General features: G+C 73.3%; 17 protein-coding genes and 1 pseudogene. 8 read left to right on the top strand and 10 right to left on the bottom strand.

Annotated features, from left to right (window positions below):
- Positions 1 to 5 precede the first annotated feature (5 nt).
- Entirely contained in the window at positions 6 to 2,138 is a 2,133-nt protein-coding gene (locus FHX32_RS03405; RefSeq protein ID WP_167179368.1) for a transglycosylase domain-containing protein, read from the bottom strand.
- 122 nt (positions 2,139 to 2,260) lie between these two features.
- Here FHX32_RS03405 and cobC point away from each other — a divergent pair, with 122 nt between their 5' ends.
- The 3 genes from cobC to cobA are packed head-to-tail and all read left to right on the top strand — an operon-like array spanning position 2,261 to position 5,725.
- Positions 2,261 to 3,358 carry an Rv2231c family histidinol phosphate aminotransferase CobC gene (gene cobC, locus FHX32_RS03400; protein WP_167179366.1) on the top strand — a complete coding sequence of 366 codons (1,098 nt, stop codon included), beginning with the start codon at positions 2,261 to 2,263 and terminating at the stop codon, positions 3,356 to 3,358.
- Positions 3,358 to 4,428: a nicotinate-nucleotide--dimethylbenzimidazole phosphoribosyltransferase gene (gene cobT, locus FHX32_RS03395; protein WP_167182164.1), complete on the top strand. Its 1,071-nt coding sequence runs from the start codon at positions 3,358 to 3,360 to the stop codon at positions 4,426 to 4,428. Before cobC ends, cobT begins: the two co-directional genes overlap by 1 nt.
- A gap of 55 nt (positions 4,429 to 4,483) precedes the next feature.
- Positions 4,484 to 5,725 carry a uroporphyrinogen-III C-methyltransferase gene (gene cobA, locus FHX32_RS03390; protein ID WP_167179365.1) on the top strand — a complete coding sequence of 414 codons (1,242 nt, stop codon included), beginning with the start codon at positions 4,484 to 4,486 and terminating at the stop codon, positions 5,723 to 5,725.
- Positions 5,726 to 5,800: 75 nt separating this feature from the next.
- Here cobA and otsB read toward each other — a convergent pair whose 3' ends face one another.
- Together otsB and FHX32_RS03380 are read right to left on the bottom strand one after the other, a co-directional pair.
- Entirely contained in the window at positions 5,801 to 8,407 is a 2,607-nt protein-coding gene (otsB, locus tag FHX32_RS03385) for a trehalose-phosphatase (protein ID WP_486480892.1), read from the bottom strand.
- Entirely contained in the window at positions 8,404 to 9,804 is a 1,401-nt protein-coding gene (locus FHX32_RS03380) for a trehalose-6-phosphate synthase (protein WP_167179363.1), read from the bottom strand. The genes otsB and FHX32_RS03380 overlap by 4 nt, the downstream gene beginning before the upstream one ends.
- 300 nt (positions 9,805 to 10,104) lie before the next feature.
- On the opposite strand from FHX32_RS03380, the gene ettA reads away from it, so the two are divergent.
- The 4 genes from ettA to FHX32_RS03360 all read left to right on the top strand — a co-directional run bounded on the left by ettA (position 10,105) and on the right by FHX32_RS03360 (position 13,646).
- Positions 10,105 to 11,781 carry an energy-dependent translational throttle protein EttA gene (gene ettA / locus FHX32_RS03375; RefSeq protein ID WP_167179361.1) on the top strand — a complete coding sequence of 559 codons (1,677 nt, stop codon included), beginning with the start codon at positions 10,105 to 10,107 and terminating at the stop codon, positions 11,779 to 11,781.
- A 1-nt stretch (position 11,782) separates the two neighbouring features.
- The gene (locus tag FHX32_RS03370; RefSeq protein ID WP_167179359.1) at positions 11,783 to 12,226 is read left to right on the top strand and encodes an acyl-CoA thioesterase; all 444 of its coding nucleotides are present in this window, start codon (positions 11,783 to 11,785) and stop codon (positions 12,224 to 12,226) included.
- Positions 12,223 to 12,930, top strand: a complete 708-nt coding sequence (locus FHX32_RS03365; RefSeq protein ID WP_167179357.1) for a DUF8185 domain-containing protein — start codon at positions 12,223 to 12,225, stop codon at positions 12,928 to 12,930. Before FHX32_RS03370 ends, FHX32_RS03365 begins: the two co-directional genes overlap by 4 nt.
- A gap of 131 nt (positions 12,931 to 13,061) precedes the next feature.
- Complete coding sequence (locus tag FHX32_RS03360) at positions 13,062 to 13,646, top strand: type III secretion system chaperone family protein (protein WP_167179355.1); 585 nt, start codon at positions 13,062 to 13,064, stop codon at positions 13,644 to 13,646.
- A 112-nt stretch (positions 13,647 to 13,758) separates the two neighbouring features.
- On the opposite strand, the gene FHX32_RS03355 is transcribed toward FHX32_RS03360, so the two are convergent.
- From FHX32_RS03355 to FHX32_RS03340, 4 genes and pseudogenes are all read right to left on the bottom strand, one after another.
- Positions 13,759 to 14,190, bottom strand: coding sequence for a globin (locus FHX32_RS03355; protein WP_167179353.1), 432 nt, complete (start codon positions 14,188 to 14,190; stop codon positions 13,759 to 13,761).
- A 63-nt stretch (positions 14,191 to 14,253) separates the two neighbouring features.
- Positions 14,254 to 15,633 (bottom strand): MFS transporter, encoded by a 1,380-nt coding sequence (locus tag FHX32_RS03350; protein WP_167179350.1) that lies wholly within the window; start codon positions 15,631 to 15,633, stop codon positions 14,254 to 14,256.
- 235 nt (positions 15,634 to 15,868) lie between these two features.
- Positions 15,869 to 16,918: a mechanosensitive ion channel family protein gene (locus tag FHX32_RS03345; RefSeq protein ID WP_486480891.1), complete on the bottom strand. Its 1,050-nt coding sequence runs from the start codon at positions 16,916 to 16,918 to the stop codon at positions 15,869 to 15,871.
- Positions 16,919 to 17,095: 177 nt separating this feature from the next.
- Positions 17,096 to 17,245 (bottom strand): annotated as a pseudogene (locus tag FHX32_RS03340) (HEAT repeat domain-containing protein); the annotation flags it as partial.
- A gap of 339 nt (positions 17,246 to 17,584) precedes the next feature.
- Between FHX32_RS03340 and FHX32_RS03335 the strand changes: the two are divergent.
- Positions 17,585 to 18,118 (top strand): HNH endonuclease, encoded by a 534-nt coding sequence (locus tag FHX32_RS03335; protein ID WP_109902624.1) that lies wholly within the window; start codon positions 17,585 to 17,587, stop codon positions 18,116 to 18,118.
- 6 nt (positions 18,119 to 18,124) lie between these two features.
- Here the strand turns inward: FHX32_RS03335 and FHX32_RS03330 are convergent, their stop codons facing one another.
- From FHX32_RS03330 to FHX32_RS03320, 3 genes are all read right to left on the bottom strand, one after another.
- Entirely contained in the window at positions 18,125 to 18,955 is an 831-nt protein-coding gene (locus FHX32_RS03330; protein WP_167179348.1) for a class F sortase, read from the bottom strand.
- A 12-nt stretch (positions 18,956 to 18,967) separates the two neighbouring features.
- Positions 18,968 to 19,507, bottom strand: coding sequence for a hypothetical protein (locus FHX32_RS03325; protein WP_167179346.1), 540 nt, complete (start codon positions 19,505 to 19,507; stop codon positions 18,968 to 18,970).
- 85 nt (positions 19,508 to 19,592) lie between these two features.
- On the bottom strand, positions 19,593 to 20,060 hold the full coding sequence (locus FHX32_RS03320; protein ID WP_167179344.1) for an Lrp/AsnC family transcriptional regulator: 468 nt from the start codon (positions 20,058 to 20,060) through the stop codon (positions 19,593 to 19,595).
- Between the last annotated feature and the right edge of the window lie 75 nt (positions 20,061 to 20,135).

The raw sequence follows: 20,135 nt of genomic DNA, 5'->3' as shown, positions 1-20,135 counted from the left end.
CCGGATCAGCCGACCATGCGGTCGGAGGGTGGGGTGAACTGTCGGGTGGGCTTGCCCTTGAGGGCGTCGCGGAGGGTCTCCGCGACCGCGGCGATCGGGATCTGGGACTGGCCGTCGCCGACCGCGTTGAACGGGTTGTCCGGGTCCGAGATGAAGCTCGCCGCCGCCAGCTCCGGGGTGTAGCCGACGAACCAGGCGGACCGGGTGCTGTCCGTGGTACCCGTCTTGCCGGCCACCGGCCGCCCGACCGTGCCCCGCACGCTGTCCGCGGTCGACCAGCCGCCGCAGCTTCCGCGCGCCGGGGTGTCCCCGGTGGGGCAGCGGGCGGCGTCGGTGGCGGCCCGGGCCGCGTCCGCGTTCACCACCTGCCGGCAGCGCGGCTTCGCGACCTCGCGCTCGATCCCACCGGCGGTCCGGTACGTGGTCGGCGTGCCGTCCCGGTTGTGGATCGACTGCACCGGGATCGCCTCGCAGTACCGCCCGTCCGCGGCGATGGCCGCGTACGCGTTGGCCATCTCCAGCGGGGTGGCGTCGGAGACGCCCAGGGTGAACGCGCCCCACTGCTTCGCCTTCGCCGGGGAGGCGTGCTCCCGGTCCACGTCGGTACGCCAGCGCAGCCCGAGCTGCTCAGCCAGGCGGACCGCCTTGTCCGCGCCGACCTGCTCCTCCAGCCAGACGAAGTACGTGTTCACCGACTTGCCGAAGCCGGACCACATGGTCTGGGTACCGGACATCGCGCCGCTGGCGTTGGACGGCGACCAGCCGTTGTAGACCTCCGAGCGGTACCGGTGCGGGGCGTTGAACGAGGTGGACAGCGGCATGCCCGAGTTCAGCGCGGCCAGCATCGGGAACATCTTGAACGTCGATCCGGCCTGGTAGCCCGGCAGGTCGCCGCCGCCCAGCAGGGGCGCCACCGTGTTCGGGTAGTTCGCCTTCGTCGTCGGGTCGGCCTCCGGGTTGGAGCTGGGCGGGTTCTCGGCCAGGTCCAGGGAGTAGGTCCGGTTCACCGCCATCGCCTTCACCCGCCCGGTGCCCGGCTCGGAGACCACGATGCCGTTGGCGAACGGGCTGCCGGTGCCCTCCTTCGCGCCGACGTTCTTCTCAGCCGCCTCCTGGATCTTCGGGTCCAGGCTGAGCACGATCCGGTAGCCGCCCCGGCGCAGCTTGTCCATCCGCTCCAGCCGGTTGTCCCCGAACGCGGGCTGCGCGCTCCACCAGTTCTTCAGGTAGTCGCAGGCGAAGCCCCAGCTGTTCCACTTCTCCGGGATCGAGGCGCAGTCGTTCGGCGGGTAGCTCAGCTTGAGCCGGATCGGCTCGCTCTTGGCCTGCGCCGCGTCGTTCGGCGAGAGGTAGCCGAGCTGGGCCATCCGGTCCAGCACGTAGTTGCGCCGGGCGGTGGCGTCCTTCTGGTCCGAGCTGGCCGGGTCGTACTCGGACGGGGACTTGACCAGGCCGGCGAGGGTGGCCGCCTCGACCGGGGTGAGGTCCTTCGGGGTCTTGGAGAAGAAGATCTCGCTGGCCGCGTAGATGCCGTACGCGCGGTGGCCGAAGTACGCCGAGTTGAGGTAGCGCTCCAGGATCTCCTCCTTGCTCAGCTCCTTCTCCAGGTCGAGCGCCATCCGCATCTCGCGGACCTTGCGCAGGCTGGTCTGCTGGGTGGCCTCCTGGACCTCCTTCGGGGTCTTCGCGCTGTCCCGCAGGGCCATCCGCACGTACTGCATGGTCAGCGTGGAGGCGCCCTGGGAGACGCCGCTGGAGCGGGCGTTGGCCACGAAGGCGCGGGCGACGCCCTTCGGGTCGACGCCGTGGTGCTGGTAGAAGCGCGAGTCCTCGGCCGCGACGATCGCCTGCTGGATGTTCGGCGACATGTCCGACAGCTTGGTGTACTGCCGGTACTCCTCGTAGAACATCGTCAGCACGGTCCGGCCGTCCGGTGCGTACAGGTACGACGTCTCGGCGGGCAACGCGGTGGTCAGGATCTTGGTCTTGTGCTCCAGCGCGTGCGCGGTGACCTTGGCGCCGATGCCGGTGGCGGCGGCAACCGGATAGGCCACGGCGGCGATCACGATGCCGGCGATCAGCCCGGCGCGGAGGAGAGGAAGGAGACGACCAGCGGAAGCAAGGGGTCGGTTGCTCACACGGTCAAGGTATGACATTTCCGATTCATTCATGAGAAGTATTCATGAACGCCGTGGGTGGTGACGCGTCTTACCCCGGGACACGCTGTCCCGCCGGCCGCCTTCCCGGCAGGATCGCGGTCATGCGCGGTCAGCCGATCGGGGCGCCCACCGGCGTCGGGCCCGACCCCGCCCACGAGCCCGACCTCGCCCACCACGGCGACGCGGAGGTGGGCGAGGGCCTGGTCGACCTCGCCGTCAACGTCCGCCGCGCCCCGATGCCGGCCTGGCTGGCCGGGCCGATCACCGCGTCCCTGGCCGACCTCGCCCGGTATCCCGACCCGACGCCCGCCCGGGCAGCCGTCGCCGCCCGGCACGGCCGGCCCCCGGCGGAGGTGCTGCTCACCGCCGGCGCGGCCGAGGGCTTCGTGCTGCTCGCCCAGGCGCTGCGCGGGGTACGCCGACCGGTGGTGGTGCATCCCCAGTTCACCGAACCGGAGGCCGCGCTCCGGGCCGCCGGTCACCGGGTCGAACGGGTGCTGCTCGACCCCGCCGACGGCTTCCGGCTGGACCCGGCCCGGGTGCCCGCGGACGCCGACCTCGTCATGATCGGCAACCCGACCAACCCGACCTCGGTGTTGCACCCCGCCGCCGACCTGGCCGCGCTGGCCCGTCCGGGTCGGGTGCTGGTGGTCGACGAGGCGTTCGCCGACACCACCGCCGCGCCCGGCGTACCCGGCGAGCCGGAGTCCCTGGCCGCCCGGCGGGACCTGCCCGGCCTGCTGGTGGTGCGCAGCCTCACCAAGACCTGGGGACTGGCCGGGCTGCGCATCGGCTACCTGCTCGGCGCCGCACCGCTGCTCGACCGGCTGGCCGCCGTGCAGCCGCTCTGGGCGGTCTCCACGCCCGCGCTGGCCGCTGCCGCCGCCTGCGCCGACCCCGTCGCGGTGCAGGCCGAGCGCGCGATCGCCGCCCGGCTCGCGGCCGACCGCGACCACCTGGTCGCCCGCCTGTCGGCCCTGCCGGGGGTACGCGTCGCCGGCCGCCCGGCCAGCGCCTTCGTGCTGGTCCGGCTCCCCGGCGCCGCTGCCGTACGGGCCGCCCTGCGCGAGCGCGGCTGGGCGGTACGCCGGGGCGACACCTTCCCCGGCCTCGGCCCCGACTGGCTGCGGATCGCCGTCCGCGACCCGGGCACCACCGACGCGTTCACCGCAGTACTGGCGCAGATCCTGGAGGCATGATGCTGGAGACCACGATCGCGGCGACCCGGCCGCTGGACGAGCCGGCAATGGCCGCCGCCCGGGAACTGCAGGGCCGGCTGACCAAGCCCGCCGGTTCGCTCGGCGCCCTGGAGGAACTCTCGGTACGCCTCGCCGGCCTGGCCGGGGCCTGCCCGCCGCCGCTGCCCGAGCCGGCCGCGGTGGCGATCTTCGCCGGCGACCACGGCGTACACGCCCAACGGGTGACCCCCTGGCCGCAGGAGGTCACCGCCCAGATGATCGGCAACTTCCTGGCCGGCGGCGCGGTGGTGAACGCGTTCGCCCGGCAGGCCGGCGCCACGGTCACCGTGGTCGACGTCGGTGTGGCCACCCCGGTGCCCGCCGCCCCGGCGAGCGACGCCGGCGCACCCCGGCTGGTGGCGGCGAACGTCCGGGCCGGCACCCGGGACCTGGCGGTGACCGCCGCGCTCACCCGGGACGAGGCCCGGACCGCGGTGGAGATCGGTATCCGGGTGGCCGGCGACCTGATCGACGCCGGGGCGGGCATCCTGCTCACCGGCGACATGGGCATCGGCAACACCACCCCGGCCGCCGCGCTGATCGCCGCGTTCACCGGCATCGACCCGGCGGAGACGACCGGCCGGGGAACCGGCGTGGACGACCCGACGTACCAGCGCAAGATCGGCGTGGTGCGGGACGCGCTGCGCCGGCACCGGCCGGACCCGGCCGACCCGCTGGGCGTGCTGGCCGCGGTCGGCGGCCTGGAGCACGCCGCCCTCGCCGGGCTGATCCTCGGCGCCGCCGCCCGCCGCACCCCGGTGCTGCTGGACGGGGTGATCGCGGTCTCCGCCGCGCTCGCCGCCGCCGCCTTCGCGCCGGACGCCACCGGGGCGATGGTCGCGGGCCACCGCTCCGCCGAGCCGGGCGCCACGGTCGCGCTGCGCCGGCTCGGCCTCGACCCGCTGATCGACCTCGGGCTGCGCCTCGGCGAGGGCACCGGCGCGCTGCTCGCGCTGCCGGTGGTCACCGGTGCGGTCCGGGTGCTGCACGAGGTGGCCACCTTCGACTCGGCCGGGGTGGCCGAGAAGTGACCGCGCTCGGCAGCGTGCCGCCGCGCGCCACCGCCGGGAAACGGGGCGGGGTGCGGTGAGCGGCAATCCGTACCCGCTCGGGCTGCGGCTGGCCGGGCGGCGGGTGGTGGTGGTGGGCGGCGGAGCCGTGGCCACCCGGCGGGTGCCGGCCCTGCTCGACGCCGGCGCGGACGTCCTGCTGGTCGCCCCGGAGCTGACCCCGGCGCTACGGGCGCACGCCGACGCCGGCCGGCTGCACTGGGAGTCGCGCCGGTTCCTCCCCGACGACCTGGACGGGGCCTGGCTGGTCCAGGTCGCGATCGACGACCCGATCGCCGCCGCGTCGGTCAGCGCGGCCGCTGCCGAGCGGCGCATCTTCTGCGTACGCGCCGATGACCGGGCGGCCGCCACCGCGTGGACCCCGGCGGTGACCCGGCACGGCCCGGTCACCGTGGCCGTGCTCGGCGGCGGTGACCCGCGCCGGGCGATGAGCGTGCGGGACGCGGTGCGCGACCTGCTCACCGCCCGGATCGAAGCGGCACCGACCGGGGCCCCGGCCGGCGGCGCCGCCGGCCGGGTCGCGCTGGTCGGCGCCGGGCCGGGCGACCCGGAGCTGATCACGGTCAAGGGCTGGCGGCTGCTCACCGCGGCAGACGTGGTGGTCGCCGACCGGCTGGTCCCCGGGCTGCTCCTCGACGAGCTGCGCGCCGACGTGGAGCTGGTCGACGCCTCGAAGATCCCGTACGGGCCGGCCCGCGCGCAGGAGGAGATCAACCGGATCCTGGTGGACCGGGCGCTGGCCGGGAGGTTCGTGGTCCGGCTCAAGGGCGGCGACCCGTACGTCTTCGGCCGGGGTGGGGAGGAGTTGCTCGCCTGCGCGGCGGCCGGCGTGCCGGTGACCGTGGTGCCGGGGGTGACCAGCTCGATCGCCGCCCCGGCGGTGGCCGGCATCCCGGTCACCCACCGGGCGGTGGCGCACGAGTTCACCGTGGTCTCCGGGCACGTCGCGCCGGACTCGCCGGCCTCGCTGGTGCGCTGGGAGCACCTGGCCGGGCTGCGCGGCACCCTGGTGATCCTGATGGGTCTGAAGAACCTGGCCGAGATCACCGCGACGCTGGTCGCGCACGGCCGGCCCGCGGAGACGCCCGCCGCGGTGGTCCAGGAGGCCACCACCGGGGCCCAGCGGGTGCTCCGGTCGACGCTCGCCTCGGTCGCGGCGGACGTGGTCGCCGCGGGGCTGCGGCCGCCGGCCGTGGTGGTGGTCGGCGACGTGGTGCCGGTGCTCTCGTCCGGGGCCGTCGTGGGCCCCGACGACTGAGCACGGCGGTTACCGGAGACGCCGACGGCGGCCGGAGAACCAGGTCTCCGGCCGCCGACGGGTGGGACCGTCAGGTCACTGCTTGAGCATGTTGTCCAGCAGGAGGGCGCAGCGGACCACGCCGAGGTGGCTGTAGGCCTGCGGGTGGTTGCCCAGCCCGCGTTCGGCCAGCGGGTCGTACTGCTCGGGGAGCAGCCCGGTCGGCCCGGCGGTGTCGATCATCTGGGCGAACAGTTCCTCGGCGTCGTCCCGCCGGCCGGTGCGCAGGTACGCCTCGACCAGCCAGGCGGTGCAGATGTGGAAGCCACCCTCGCGACCGGGCAGGCCGTCGTCCCAGTGGTACCGGTAGACCACCGGGCCGCTGCGCAGGTCGGCCTCGATCTTGAGCACCGTGGAGAGGAAGCGCGGGTCGTCACCCGGCAGCAGGCCGGACAGGCCGATCCAGAGCGACGAGGCGTCCATGTCCTCGTCGCCGTACGCGACGCTGTACGCCTCGGCGTGCTCGTGCCAGCCGTACTCCAGCACGTTGGCGCCGATCCGGTCGCGCAGCTCCACCCACTCGGGCCGGTCGTCGCCGCCGTGCTGGCGGACCACGTGCAGCGCCCGGTCGACGGTCATCCAGCACATCGTCTTGGAGAAGATGTGGTGCCGCGGCGGGAGACGGGCCTCCCAGATGCCGTGGTCGGGCTCGTGCCAGCGGCGGCGGACCGCCTCGACCATGTTCTCCAGCACCCGCCACTCGTCCTCGCGGACCGAGCCGCGGGCGTCGGCGACGGCGGCGATCAGGTCGGCCACCGGGCCGAAGACGTCCAGCTGGAGCTGGTGGTTGGCCAGGTTGCCGACCCGCACCGGCCGGGAGCCGGCATAGCCGGGCAGGGTGTCGATGACCGCCTCGGCACCCAGCTCGTAGCCGTCCACGGTGTAGAGCGGGTGCAGCCGCTCAGGGTGCCCGCCGGTGCGCTCGACGACGCCGTCGATCCACCGGAGCAGCCCCTCGGCCTCCTCGGTCGAGCCGAGGTCGACCAGCGCCCGGGCGGTCAGCGCCGCGTCGCGCAGCCAGCAGTACCGGTAGTCCCAGTTGCGGACGCCGCCCAGCTCCTCGGGCAGGGAGGTGGTGGCCGCGGCCAGGATCGAACCGGTCGCCTGGTGGCAGAGCCCGCGCAGGGTCAGCGCGCTGCGGGCGACCAGGTCCCGCGCGGTGCTCGGCAGCCGCAGCGAGGCCACCCAGTCCTTCCACGGCTGCTCGGCCGCGGCCTGCCGCTCGTGGATCGGCAGCCGGTGGTGCTCCAGGCTCTGCGTGCCGAAGCGCATCTCCAGCACCACCTGCCCGCCGGCCGCGCGCAGGTCGACGACCGCCTTCGCGGTCTCGTAGACGCCGTCGCCGGTCACCTCCCACTCGACACCGGGGGAGTAGAGCGCCACCGGCTCGTTGGAGCCGAGCACCAGCAGGCCGTCGCCGAGCGGTTGCAGCTGGACGGCCACCTGGCCGAACTCGGGCCGGGGCGCGAACTCGATGCGCGCCCGGCCGGTGCCGGTGAGCACCCGGATCAGGGTGGAGTCGCCGCTGAGGATGGCCGGCCCGTCCGGCGTGGTCTCGCTGTCCGGGGTGTCGAGCCAGTCGGTGACGGTCAGGCCCGACCAGCGGGTCTCCACGGTCATCGTGCCGGAGCGGTACCGCTGGCCGAGCGGGATGCCGCCACGCTCGGGCGCGACGCTGAAGTGCCCGGCCGGGCTGCCGCCGACCAGGTCGGCGAAGATGGCCGCCGAGTCCGGCTTGGGGTGGCAGAGCCAGGTGACCTTGGCGTCCGGGGTGAGTAGCGCGACGGTGCGGCCGTTGGCCAGCATCGAGTGCCGCTCGATCGGCACCGCCCGCTCGCCGAAGAGCCAGTGCCGGCGGGTCTCCAGCAGCAGCCCGAGGGCCCGCGCCGCCTCGATCGGCTCGGCGACCCGGTACTGGGCCTGGGTGTCGCCGGGACCGATCTTGATACCGACGTCGGGCCCGTGCAGGTTGCCGAAGGCGTTCTCGTCGGTGACGTCGTCGCCGATGAAGAGCACGGCGCTGGCGGAGAGCTGGGTGCGCAGCTGGTCGACGGCGGTGCCCTTGTGGGTGGCCACCACGGACAGCTCGATGACCTCCTTGCCCTGGGTGACCGTGACGCCGTCCCAGGTGGCGGGGCCGCTGCGGACCGCCTCGATGGCCGCCGCGGCGACCTGCGGGTCCATCCCGCGGGTGTGCACCGCGACGCTGGCCGGCTTGCGCTCCAGCCGGACGCCCGGGTGGGCGGCGGCGATCTCGCGCAGCGCGTCGCGCAGCCGGGTGCGCACCGCGATCAGCTCGGGGGAGAGCCGCTCGACGAAGCCGATGTCGAACTCGGAGCCGTGGCTGCCGACCAGGTGGACCTCGCTGGGCAGCCGGGAGAGCGCGGCCAGGTCGCGCAGCGCCCGGCCGGAGACCACCGCCACGGTGGTCTGCGGCAGCGCCGCGAGGGCGCGCACCGCCGCCACCGACTCGGGCAGCGGTACGGCCTTGCTCGGGTCCTCGACGATCGGCGCCAGCGTGCCGTCGTAGTCACAGGCGATCAGGAGCTGCGGCACCCGGGCGATCCGACCGATGGCGGTACGCAGCTCAGCGTCCAGCACTCCGGTGACGATGGGCGCTCCGTCGCTGACGGACGTGTTCACGCGGCCTCCGCCTCGGGCACACCGAGCTCGGTGAGGAACGACTTGGCCCAGTGCCCCACGTCGTGGGTGCGTAGGTGGCGTTGCATCGTCCGCATCCGCCGGCGGGCCTCGGTTCGCTCCACGTGCACAGCTCGCAGCAGCGCGTCCTTGACCGCGTCCGGGTCGTGCGGATTGCACAGGAACGCCTGGCGCAGCTCGGTGGCGGCGCCGGCGAACTCACTGAGCACGAGCGCGCCGCCCTGGTCGGCGCGCGATGCGACGTACTCCTTGGCCACCAGATTCATTCCGTCTCGCAGCGGGGTCACCATCATCACGTCGGCAGCGACGTACATCGCGGCCAGTTCACTGCGACTGTACGACTGATGCAGATAATGCACCGCCGGCACGCCGACCCTGCCGAATTCGCCATTGATCCGACCAACTTCACGTTCGACCTTGACCCGAAGTGCCTGGTAGTGCTCCACCCGCTCGCGGCTCGGCGTCGCCACCTGCACCATGACGGCCTCCGGGACTGTCAACTTTCCGTCAGCCAGCAGCTCGCGGAAGGCCTTGAGCCGCAACTCGATCCCCTTGGTGTAGTCGAGCCGGTCGACGCCCAGGATGATCGTCTTCGGGTTGCCCAGCTCCTCGCGGATCTCCTTGGCCCGGGCCTGCACCGCCGGGTCGGCGGCCATCCGTTCCATCTCCTTGGTGTCGATGCTGATCGGGAAGGCGCCGGCCTTCACCTGCCGCCCGTCGACCTGGATCATCTGACCCTCGTAGCGGAGCCCGAGCAGGTGCCGGGCCAGCCGGACGAAGTTCTGCGCGGCCAGCCGCTGCTGGAAGCCGACCAGGTCGGCACCGAGTAGGCCGCGCAGGATCTCGGTGCGGAACGGCATCTGCATGAACAGTTCGATGGGCGGGAACGGGATGTGCAGGAAGAAGCCGATCCGCAGGTCCGGGCGCAGCTCGCGGAGCATGGCCGGGACCAGCTGGAGCTGGTAGTCCTGCACCCAGACCGTGGCCCCCTCGGCCGCGACGTCCGCCGCGGCCTCCGCGAACCGGGCGTTGACCAGGCGGTACGCCTCCCGCCAGCGCCGCTTGTAGGCCGGTGTCTCCACCGCGTCGTGGTAGAGCGGCCAGATCGTCGCGTTGGACTGCCCCTCGTAGTAGCGCTCCAGCTCCTCGGCGCTCAGCGGCACCGGGTGCAGCCGGATCCCCTCCAGGTCGAACGGCTCCGGGGCGGCGCCGGTGCCGCCGGCCCAACCGACCCAGGTGCCCTGGTGCTCGGCGAGGACGGGATGCAGGGCGGTGACCAGCCCACCGGGGCTGCGTCGCCACTGCCGTCCCTCGGGTGTGCTCACCTCGTCGACCGGCAGGCGGTTCGCCACTACGACAAAGGAGCTGCGGACGGTCACGTTCGGCCACCTCCGGGTGCTGACGGGTCAACCGCGATGAGCGTACTGAGCGTAGCTGCGGCGTCTGGGGCCCCGTGCCGGAGTTCCCTACCCGTCCCACGCCCGCCGAACCCTGGAGGTGATCTTGCCAACAGACCGGCCGCCGCGCTGCGGCGGGGTGATGTGGGCGTTGCGACGCGTACCTGTCAGGATTGACAGCGGCGTGCGTGCGGCCGGCCCCGGCCGGCGGCCGCGGGTGACGACCAGCCCGCGCCCTCGCCCGCCGGCTCCCAGTCGCAACGTACGGAGGTAGCCCGCACCGTGGCCCAGTTCATCTACGTCCTGGAAAAGGCGCGCAAGGCGCACGGCGACAAGGTCGTGCTCGACAACGTGACGCTGAACTTCCTGCCGGGGGCCAAGATCGGTGTGGTCGGTCCGAACGGCGCCGGTAAGTCCAGCCTCCTCAAGATCATGGCAGGGTGGGACCGGCCGAGCAACGGCGAGGCCCGGCTGATGCCCGGCTACACCGTGGGCATGCTGGCCCAGGAGCCGCCGCTGAACGACGCCAAGACCGTCCTCGGCAACGTCGAGGAGGCGGTCGCCGAGACCAAGGCGAAGCTGGAGCGGTTCAACAAGATCGCCGAGCAGATGGCGACCGACTACTCCGACGCGTTGATGGAGGAGATGGGCAAGCTCCAGGAGGAGCTGGACAACGCCGACGCCTGGGACATCGACTCCAAGCTCGAACTGGCCATGGACGCGCTGCGCTGCCCGCCGCCGGACGCCGACGTCACCACGCTCTCCGGTGGCGAGCGCCGCCGGGTGGCGCTGTGCAAGCTGCTGCTGGAGGCGCCCGACCTGCTGCTGCTCGACGAGCCCACCAACCACCTGGACGCGGAGAGCGTGCAGTGGCTGGAGCAGCACCTGGCCAAGTACGCCGGCACCGTCATCGCCATCACCCACGACCGGTACTTCCTCGACAACGTGGCCAACTGGATCCTGGAGCTGGACCGCGGCCGGACGTACCCGTACGAGGGCAACTACTCCACCTACCTGGAGAAGAAGGCCGCCCGGATGGCGGTCGAGGGCCGGCGTGACGCCAAGATGAAGAAGCGGCTGAGCGAGGAGCTGGAGTGGGTCCGCTCCAACGCCAAGGCCCGGCAGACCAAGTCCAAGGCCCGGCTCGACCGGTACGAGGAGATGGCCACCGAGGCGGAGAAGACCCGCAAGCTGGACTTCGAGGAGATCCAGATCCCGCCGGGCCCGCGCCTGGGCAGCACGGTCATCGAGGTCAGCCACCTCACCAAGGCCTTCGGCGACCGGGTGCTGATCGACGACCTGTCGTTCTCGCTGCCGCGCAACGGCATCGTCGGCGTGATCGGCCCGAACGGCGTCGGCAAGACCACCCTGTTCAAGACCATCGTCGGGCTGGAGGAGCCGACCTCCGGCACGGTGAAGGTCGGCGACACCGTCTCGCTGTCGTACGTCGACCAGAGCCGGGCGGGGCTGGCCGGTGACAGGACGGTCTGGGAGACCGTCTCCGACGGGCTGGACCACCTCCTGGTGGGCAAGGTCGAGATGCCGTCCCGGGCGTACATCGCGGCGTTCGGGTTCAAGGGCCCGGACCAGCAGAAGCCGACCAAGGTGCTCTCCGGCGGCGAGCGCAACCGGCTCAACCTGGCGCTGACGCTGAAGATCGGCGGCAACGTGATCCTGCTCGACGAGCCGACCAACGACCTCGACGTCGAGACGCTCGGCAGCCTGGAGAACGCGCTGCTGGAGTTCCCCGGCTGCGCCGTGGTCATCTCGCACGACCGGATGTTCCTCGACCGGGTCGCCACACACATCCTGGCCTGGGAGGGCGACGACCAGAACCCGGCGAAGTGGTTCTGGTTCGAGGGCAACTTCGAGGCGTACGAGAAGAACAAGATCGACCGGCTCGGCGCCGAGGCCGCCCGGCCGCACCGGGTGACCTACCGCAAGCTGACCCGCGACTGACGTGGCCGACCGCTTCGTCTACCACTGCACCCTGCGGTGGTCCGACCTGGACGCGTACGGCCACGTCAACAACTCGCGCTTCCTGACCCTCTACGAGGAGGCCCGGGTGGCGTTGATGTTCGCCGGCGGCCGGGCGTGGGGAGTTGGCTCGTTCGCCGACGGGGTGGTGATCCGCCGGCACGAGGTCGACTACCTGCGCCCGGTCGACTACGCGCTCGGCCGGGCCACCGCGGAGGCGGCGCCGACCGTCCGGATCGAACTGTGGGTGGAGGAGATCCGGGCCGCCTCGTTCACCGTCGCCTACGAGTTGTACGACGGGGACGTGCTGGCCAGCCGGGCCCGCTCGGTGCTGGTCCCGTTCGACCTCGACCGGCAGCTGCCGCGCCGGGTCAGCGCCGAGGAGCGCGAGTTCCTCCTGACGTACGCCCCGCGGGGCGCGGCGTGACCGCGGCCGGTCACCCGGTCGACGCCGCGGGCGGGCACGGGATCGCCGACGTCGCCGACGCGGGCGCCTTCCTGGCCCGGCTGGTCCGGCTGGACCGGGGCGCCCTGGTCCGGCTCCGGCCGGCCGGGACGCCGGCGCGTACCGCCCTCTGGGCCCGGCTGCCGTGGGGGGTGCTGGTGGTCCGCACGGTGGCCGGCACGGCGCCGGGCGACGTCACGGTCGCCGCCGACGCTCTGCTCGCGGCACTCGGCGAGGGACGGCAGGAGTTGCCGGCCCGGCGCGACGCGCAGTGGCGGTGGCCGTTGCCGCCGGCGGCGAGCCGTCGGGTGGAGACGCTGCCGGGCGGCGAGCTGCGCCGGATCGCCGAAGCGGCGGCGGGCACGCTGCGCGCCGCCAGTACGCACGGCGTGGCCGGGCGGGCGGTGGGGCAGCGGGCGCTGCGCGACGCGCTGCTCGACCACGTACCGGTGGTGGTGACCCCGGACGACCCGCCGGGCGCACCGGTCGAGGTGACCCAGCGGCTGGTCCAGGGTCTGGTCCGGATGGGCTTCCTCGGTGCCCCGGGAGACGGTTCCGACGCCGCCGAGGTCCAGGTGCGGACGGCCGGACGTTGGGTCTGCCTGGTGGGACCATATGGAGCGACTTGGTCGCAGACGGCTACTGATCTTGCCGTACGGCCCGCTGGCGGTCATCCGTTCGGATGACCCACGGTCATTCTTCTGGTTTGGGGCTCCCGTTGGGGGGATGCTTCATCCCGGCTGTCCGGGTACCGTCCATCCTCGGATCCAACGCACCGTAGGCGACTGGATCCGCTGGGGAGTGAGGTGCGCGAGCGATGCCGTGGTGGTCATGGCGCCCCGGTCCCGCCAACGGCGGCGATCCGGAAACTCGAAGCGGGATCACAGTGGAGGGCACCGTCCGGGTCGGACCACCGACCCCCCGGCAGCCCGAGGACGACTCCCCGGCCGTCGACCGGCCCGCCATCCCGGAGATGCGGGCCACGGTCGAGCCGGTCACCCTGGGCCGCGTCTGCGAGGCGCTCGACCTGCTCGACGTGCGCTACCTGGCCGACGGTGACGGCAACCTGCTGGCCATGTGGGAACGGCACGCGGTGCTGGTCACCCTCGAGGGCCCGGAGGACGAGATCCTGGTGATGCGGGCGCGTCCACACGCGACGGTCCCGCCCGACTGGGCCGACCGGGCCTACCGGGTGGTCAACGAGTGGAATCACACCCGCCGGTTCTGCAAGGCCTACGTCGGCGACCCCACCGAACGCGGCCAGCTGCCCATCTACGCCGAGCTCCAGGTGCCGTTCGGCGCCGGGACGCACGACGCGCTCCTGGTCGAGATGCTCGACTGTGGCGCCGCGGTGGCCACCAGCTTCGTGGACTGGCTGCACGACGAGGGCGCCCTGCTCTGAGCCGTCGCCAGGCCGGCTGTCCGCCCCGCGAGCGGCCCGCGTGCCGCCGTTGCCGCACGCGGCCGTCGTGCGGGTGTCGGCCGGGTGCCGGCCACGGCCGCCGTCCTGGCCGCTACGGCGTCCCGGCGGGCGGGTCCTCCATCACGTTGACCATGAAGTACGCCGCCCGCTCCAGGTAGTCCCAGAGCGCGGTGGCGAGTTCCGGCGGCAGGTCGAGGCTGTCGACGGCCGTGCGCATGTGCCGCAGCCAGGCGTCCCGCTCGGCCGCGCCGATCCGGAACGGCGCGTGCCGCATCCGCAGCCGCGGGTGCCCCCGCTGGGCCGAGTAGGTGTTCGGGCCGCCCCAGTACTGCATCAGGAACAGCGTCAGCCGGTCCGCCGCCGGGCCCAGGTCCTCCTCCGGGTACATCGGGCGCAGCAGTGGGTCGTCGGCGACGCCCGCGTAGAACTCGTCGACCAGCTTGCGGAAGGCGGGCTCACCGCCGATCGCCTCGAAGAGGGTCATCGACGGCCGGAGACGGCCGGACTCAGCAGCGGGATTCACCGTTCCATCCTGCCAGGTGCCCCCGGCCGCAACCCGGGGGAGGGACCGGGGCGCGGGTGTAACTCACCTCACCGCGTGCCGCGGCCGCCCCGGTTCGCCGGGCCGGTCCGGCGCGCCGCCGGTCTGCTCCGTGGTCGCGTCCTCGGCGGGCTCCGCCCCGACTCCGCCGGCCCGTTCCGCCGCGCTGATCGCCGCGTCGACGCTCGACCGGCTCGGCCAGCGCAGCGCCACCAGGGCCATCAGCAGGACACCCGCCGCACTCCACCAGCCGACCACGGCCGGGATCGGGAACCGCTCGGCGAGCAGCCCGGTGACCAGCACCGCCACGCCCTGGATCACCTGCACCCCGGTGGCCATCACGCCGAACGCCCGGGCCCGGAAACCGCTGGGCAGGGCACGCACGAACAGGCCGTTGGCCATCGGCAGCATGCCGGCGACCGCGAACCCGCAGGCCCCGGCGAGCAGCGCCACCACCGCCGGTGGCGGGTCGAACAGGGCGGGCACCAGCACCACCGGGGCGAGCACCGCGAGGGGCCGCATCAGCGCCAGTCGCCGGTCCGGCCCGAACGCCCGCCCGACCACCAGCCCGCCCAGGATGAAGCCGACCGGGTTGGCGGCCATGATCACGGCCTGCGCGACGCCGGTGTCCATCCCGCTGCCACGGTGCTCGTTCGCCCAGGCCGCGGCCAGCCCCTCCGGCACAACCGAGAAGAGCATGGCGCTGAACACCAGCACGGCGATGGCCCGCAGCACCGGAGTGCCGAACACGAGTCGGAACCCCTGGCCGGTCTCCCGGAGCAGGTGGCTGCGGTGCGCGGCGGCCATCGCCGGCGGCCGGTCGGCGACGCCGAAGCGGGTGAGCGCGGCCGAGACGGCGAACGTCGCCGCGTTGATCAGCAGGGCCGAGGCCGGGTTGAACGCCGCCACGGACGCGCCGACCAGGTAGCCGACGACCTGGGCGGCCTGGCCGGTGCTGGCGTTCAGGGAGAGCCCGAGGACCAGTTTGTCGCCGGTCAGCACCAGCGGCATCAGCGCGGACTTCGCGGCCTGGCTCGGCGGGTTGGCCAGGGTGGTGGCGAAGAGCAGCACCAGGATCACGTTGACCGGGATGTTCGGGATGGCGATGAGCACCATCAGCGCCATCCGGATCAGGTCACAGGTGACCATCACCTGCCGGTAGCGGTGCCGTTCGGCGAGGGTGGCCAGCAGCGGGCCGCCGACCAGCCAGGGCAGGTAGCTGATCGCGAACGCGGCGGCGGAGAGGGCCACCGACTTGGTCTCCTGGTAGACCAGGAGGGTGACTGCCGCCTTGGCGATGTAGTCGCCGACCCAGGAGAGCGCGCTGGCCGCGTAGATCGCTCGATACTCGCGCTGGGCGAACACCTCACGGAAGGTGGCCGGCCCTTCCGCAGAGGGTCGCTCGTCGGACACCGTCGCCTCCATCGTTTCCGGGTGCTGCCGCTCGTGGCGTACACACCCGGGAAACCGTCGTCAGATCTACGGATCAGCGAGGACGTGATCACGTTCCGGGGGGAACGCGTGCCCCGGATTCTGCCCGATCGTCTGACAACTGGCTAGGGCGAACGGCTTGATCGTCGCATCCCCGACTGAACGAACGGACGATACCCGAGGGGCCGGCCGGCCCGCGACCCCCGCGCTGCCCGGTCATTTGGTGGCCTCAGGTGGCGCCGCCCTGGCCGGTCTCGCCGGGGCCCCCGGCGGGCATTCCCGGGTAGAGCCGTGCCGCCGCGATGCGGGCGGTGATCCCGGAGTTCTCCAGCGCCTCGGTCAGCCGGCGGCGCAGCTCGCGGCCGACCGCGAACTGCCCGTCGGCGGTGGTCTTGACGACGGTCCGGATCACCGCGCCCTCCACCGTCATCTGCTCCACGCCGAGCACCTCGGGGGCCTCCACGATCTCCGGCGCCAGGTCCGGGTCCATCGCTACCGACGCGGCCGCGGTACGCAGCACCGCGCTGGCCTCCTCGGTGCCGGCGAAGCCGATCGGCAGGTCGACCACGACCAGGGCCCAGCCCTGGCTCTTGTTGCCCACCCGGACGATCTCGCCGTTGCGGATGTACCAGAGCACCCCGCGCCCGTCCCGCACGGTGGTGACCCGGAGCCCGACCGACTCCACCACCCCGGTGGCCTCGCCCAGGTCCACCGTGTCGCCCACGCCGTACTGGTCCTCGATGAGCATGAACAGGCCGGCGATCAGATCCTTGACCAGGCTCTGCGCGCCGAAACCGAGGGCCACCCCGGCGATGCCGGCGCTGGCCAGCAACGGGGCGAGGTCGAAGCTGAACTCCTTGAGCACCATCAGCAGTGCGATGCCGAAGATGAACGCCGTGGTCAGACTGCGCAGCACCGACCCGATCGCCTCGGCCCGTTGGCGCCGCCGTTCCGGCACGAACTCGCCCGGCTCGGCCGCGGCGGTGGGGATCCGCTCGCGCAGCGGCCGCAGCATGGTGGGCACCCCGGCGGCCGTGGTGGTGCGCACCAGCCGGCGGATGGTCCGGTGCACCAGCCACCGGGCGGCGACGGCCAGCAGCAGGATCAGCGCGATCCGCAGCGGCTTGAGCAGGATCCAGTAACTGCCCTCGGCGAACCAGACCGAGTTGGTCATCTCCCAGGCCGCCTTGCAGAGCGCCTCCTCCAGGCACTCGGGGCTCGGCGACGGGTCCGGGCTCGGCGGTGCCGGCGCGGCATGGAGCAGGCTGACGGAACTCACGATGTCTTCGTACCGCACCCCGGGCAGGCCGCCCGCGCCGACCCACCGCCCGGGTGACCCGAGCCGCCGGTACGGCCACCGGTGGGTGCGGAACCGGCCCGGGGGTGACGGCGTCGACCGGGCCGGAACGCCTCACCCGTGGCGGTGGGAGCCACCGGGCGGGGCGTCCCGGGTTTCCAACGTCCCCAGGATCTCGGCCGCCTCGACATCGTTGCGGCGGCCCTCGACCACCATGCCGAGGAGCGTCGGGACGGCTCGCGTCACGCCCCGCGCGCCCACCGCGAGAGCGGCATGGCCGCGGATCGTCGGGTCCGGATCCCCGAGCGCGGCGAGGGTACGGCTCAAACTCAGCCGTACCTCCCGGTCACCGCGGCCGAACTGCGTCGCCGAGGAACATCGGGCCCGGCTCCGGCCCACCGGGCCGCGAGGGCCGTCGGCCATCGCCGGGCAACCGACGAGTTCACCCAGGTCGGGACGGTGATCCACGCCATCGCGGATGATCCTCGTACCAGAAGAGAGATTAGTACGTGCAATCCCGGTTCCGATCAGGGACTATTGGCGCAACGGATGTCGGTGATCCGGCCGGCGTCGGCCGCGGTGAGCGCTGTGCCCGATCCCGGTCGACGGTGGCGAGGTGGGGGCCGCTGGACCGGGAGGGTGAGCGCGATGCCTGACATACGACCCACGGTGGGCTCCGGCGCGCTGGTCCTCAACGCCACCTACGAGCCGCTGTGTGTCGTGTCCGTCCGTCGTGCCGCCATCCTCGTGCTCTCCGCCAAGGCCGTCTGTGTCGCCGACGGCGACGGCGTCCTGCACAGCGCCCGCAACGCGTTACCGGTGCCGTCGGTCGTCCGGCTCACCCGGTTCGTCCGGGTGCCCTACCGCACCCACGTCGGGCTGTCCCGCCGGGCGATCTTCGCCCGGGACGGCTGGCGGTGCGCGTACTGCCGGGGGCCGGCGGAGACCATCGACCACGTCTTCCCGCGCAGCCGGGGTGGCCGGCACGCCTGGGAGAACGTGGTGGCGGCGTGCGCGAAGTGCAACCACACCAAGGGCGACAAGACCCCGGCCGAGCTGGGCTGGCGGCTGCACGCGCTGCCGGCCGCCCCGAAAGGCGTCGCCTGGCGGGTGCTGGGCCACCGGGCGCCCGATCCGCGCTGGGCCGACTGGCTCGACCTGCGGGAGCCCGAGGCGGCCTGATCCCGCTCATCCGGTGCGCGCCCGCACCAGGGTGGCGAAGACCACCACGTTGTCGGCGTAGCCGGTCTCCCCGCCGATCCAGCGTCCGCCACAGGTGATCAGGCGCAGGTTGGGGCGGCTGAAGTCGCCGTACACCTCGTCCACCGGCAACCGCTCCTTGTCGAACCGCTCCACCGAGTTCACCTCGAAGACCGCCACCGAGCCGTCCTGGCGGCTGACCTCGACCGGGTCGCCGGCGCGCAGTTCACGCAACTGGTGGAACACCGCCGGTCCGGTGTTGGTGTCGACGTGCCCGACGATGACGGCCGGTCCGTACTGGCCCGGGGTCGGGCCCTGGTCGTACCAGCCGGCCTCCTGGGCGCGGGCGGCGTCCGGCACGGCGATGCTGCCGTCCGCGGCGATGCCCACGTTGTGCACGGGCGCAGCCAGGTCGATCGGCTGGCTGCTGATGCCCACCGGCCGGCTGGCCGGCAGCACCGGGAACTCCTTCGGCGGTGGCCGCAGCCCCGCGGTGAACCGGTCGGGCAGCATGCTGATCCCGGTGACCCGCTCCACCCCGAGCATCGCGATGATCAGCACCATCAAGGTGCCGATCACCAGCACCGGCAGCCCGGGGTTGGCGGCGGCCAGCCGCCGGCCGGGCACCCAGCGGTGCCGGGGCCGCGGCGGCAGCGGCCGGGCGGCCGGGTCCGGTGTGGCGACACTGGCCGAGAAGGTCTCTCCGGCCACCCGGCGCAGCCGCCGGGTGGTGGCCGCCACCGCCCGGCCGGACGCCCGCAGCGCCCGGCGGGCGGCCGCCCGGCCCGGTCGCGAGGTACGCGCGCGAGAACCGGCCATGACGGCGGGCGGTCAGGAGCCGGCCCCGGTCCGACGGCGGCTGCCGAACAACCCGAAAGCCACCACCACGGCGACCGCGGCGACGCCGCCGACCAGCAGCAGCGAGCCGGTGCCCCGGCCGCCGGCGGTGGCGCCGCCCCCGGTCGCCGGACCCTTGCTGGGTTGCTCCATGTTCAGCACGGTCAGCGTGGTGGTCGCCGTCTTGCCGTTCTGGCAGCGCAGGTCGACCGGGTAGTCACCGGGCTGCGTGTTTCCCGGGATGGTCGCCTGACCGGTCAGGAAGCCGTTGTCCGACCGGAGCACCACCCGCCCGAACGCGTCGGAGTGCACCTCCGCCTGTCGGTTGTTGCCGTTGTCGCAGCTGGCCCGGATGCTCACCCGGGTGCCCGCCTGCGCGCTGTTCGGCGTCACCTCGACGAAGACGTTCTCGGCCGCCCGGGCCGGCGCCGAGCCGACCAGGACGAAGGCCCCGATCAGGACGAAGACCCCGAGCAGTCGGATGATGGTCGACGGGGCGCGGAGCACGCCTCCGTACGGTCGCAGACCCCGCATGATCCTCCCTCCCGGCACCGGTGTACCGGTCCTGCTGGGGCGACCCGGCGTGCTTTCCCCCTGCGTGCGGGGCTAACCGGTCCGGTCAGCGGCGGCGGGCGGAGGGGCCGTCGGCGGGCGGCAGCGGGGTGACCGGATGCCAGTCCAGCGGGGTGGACAGCACCATCGTGCTGGACGGCTGGCCGTACGGGGCGAGCCGGTCGATCACCGCCTCGAACTCGTCGATCGAGCCGGCCGCGACCTTGAGCATGCTGCACGCGTCGCCGGTGATCCGGTGGATCTCCAGGATCTCCGGCCACCCGGCGACCGCCGGGTCGTGCAGGATGCACCGGGCGCCGTAGCAGGACATCCGGATCAGCGCGACCACGGTGCGCCCGGCCCGGGTCAGGTCGACGTGGGCGTGGTAGCCGGTGATGACGCCGGCCTCCTCCAGCCGGCGGACCCGCTCGGCCACCGCGGGCGGCGACAGGTGCACCCGCCGGGACAGCTCGCTGAAGGAGAGCCGCGCGTCGGCCTGCAGCTCGCGCAGCAGCGCCCAGTCCATGTCGTCCATGAGCAGACCTTACGTTCTCCAACCGGAACCCCCGAACCGCCTTCGCGACGGCAGGTCGTCCCGGCGCAGCGCCGT

This window comes from Micromonospora sp. CNZ280 (assembly GCF_011759515.1).
This window is presented reverse-complemented; position numbering and strand designations above follow the sequence as displayed.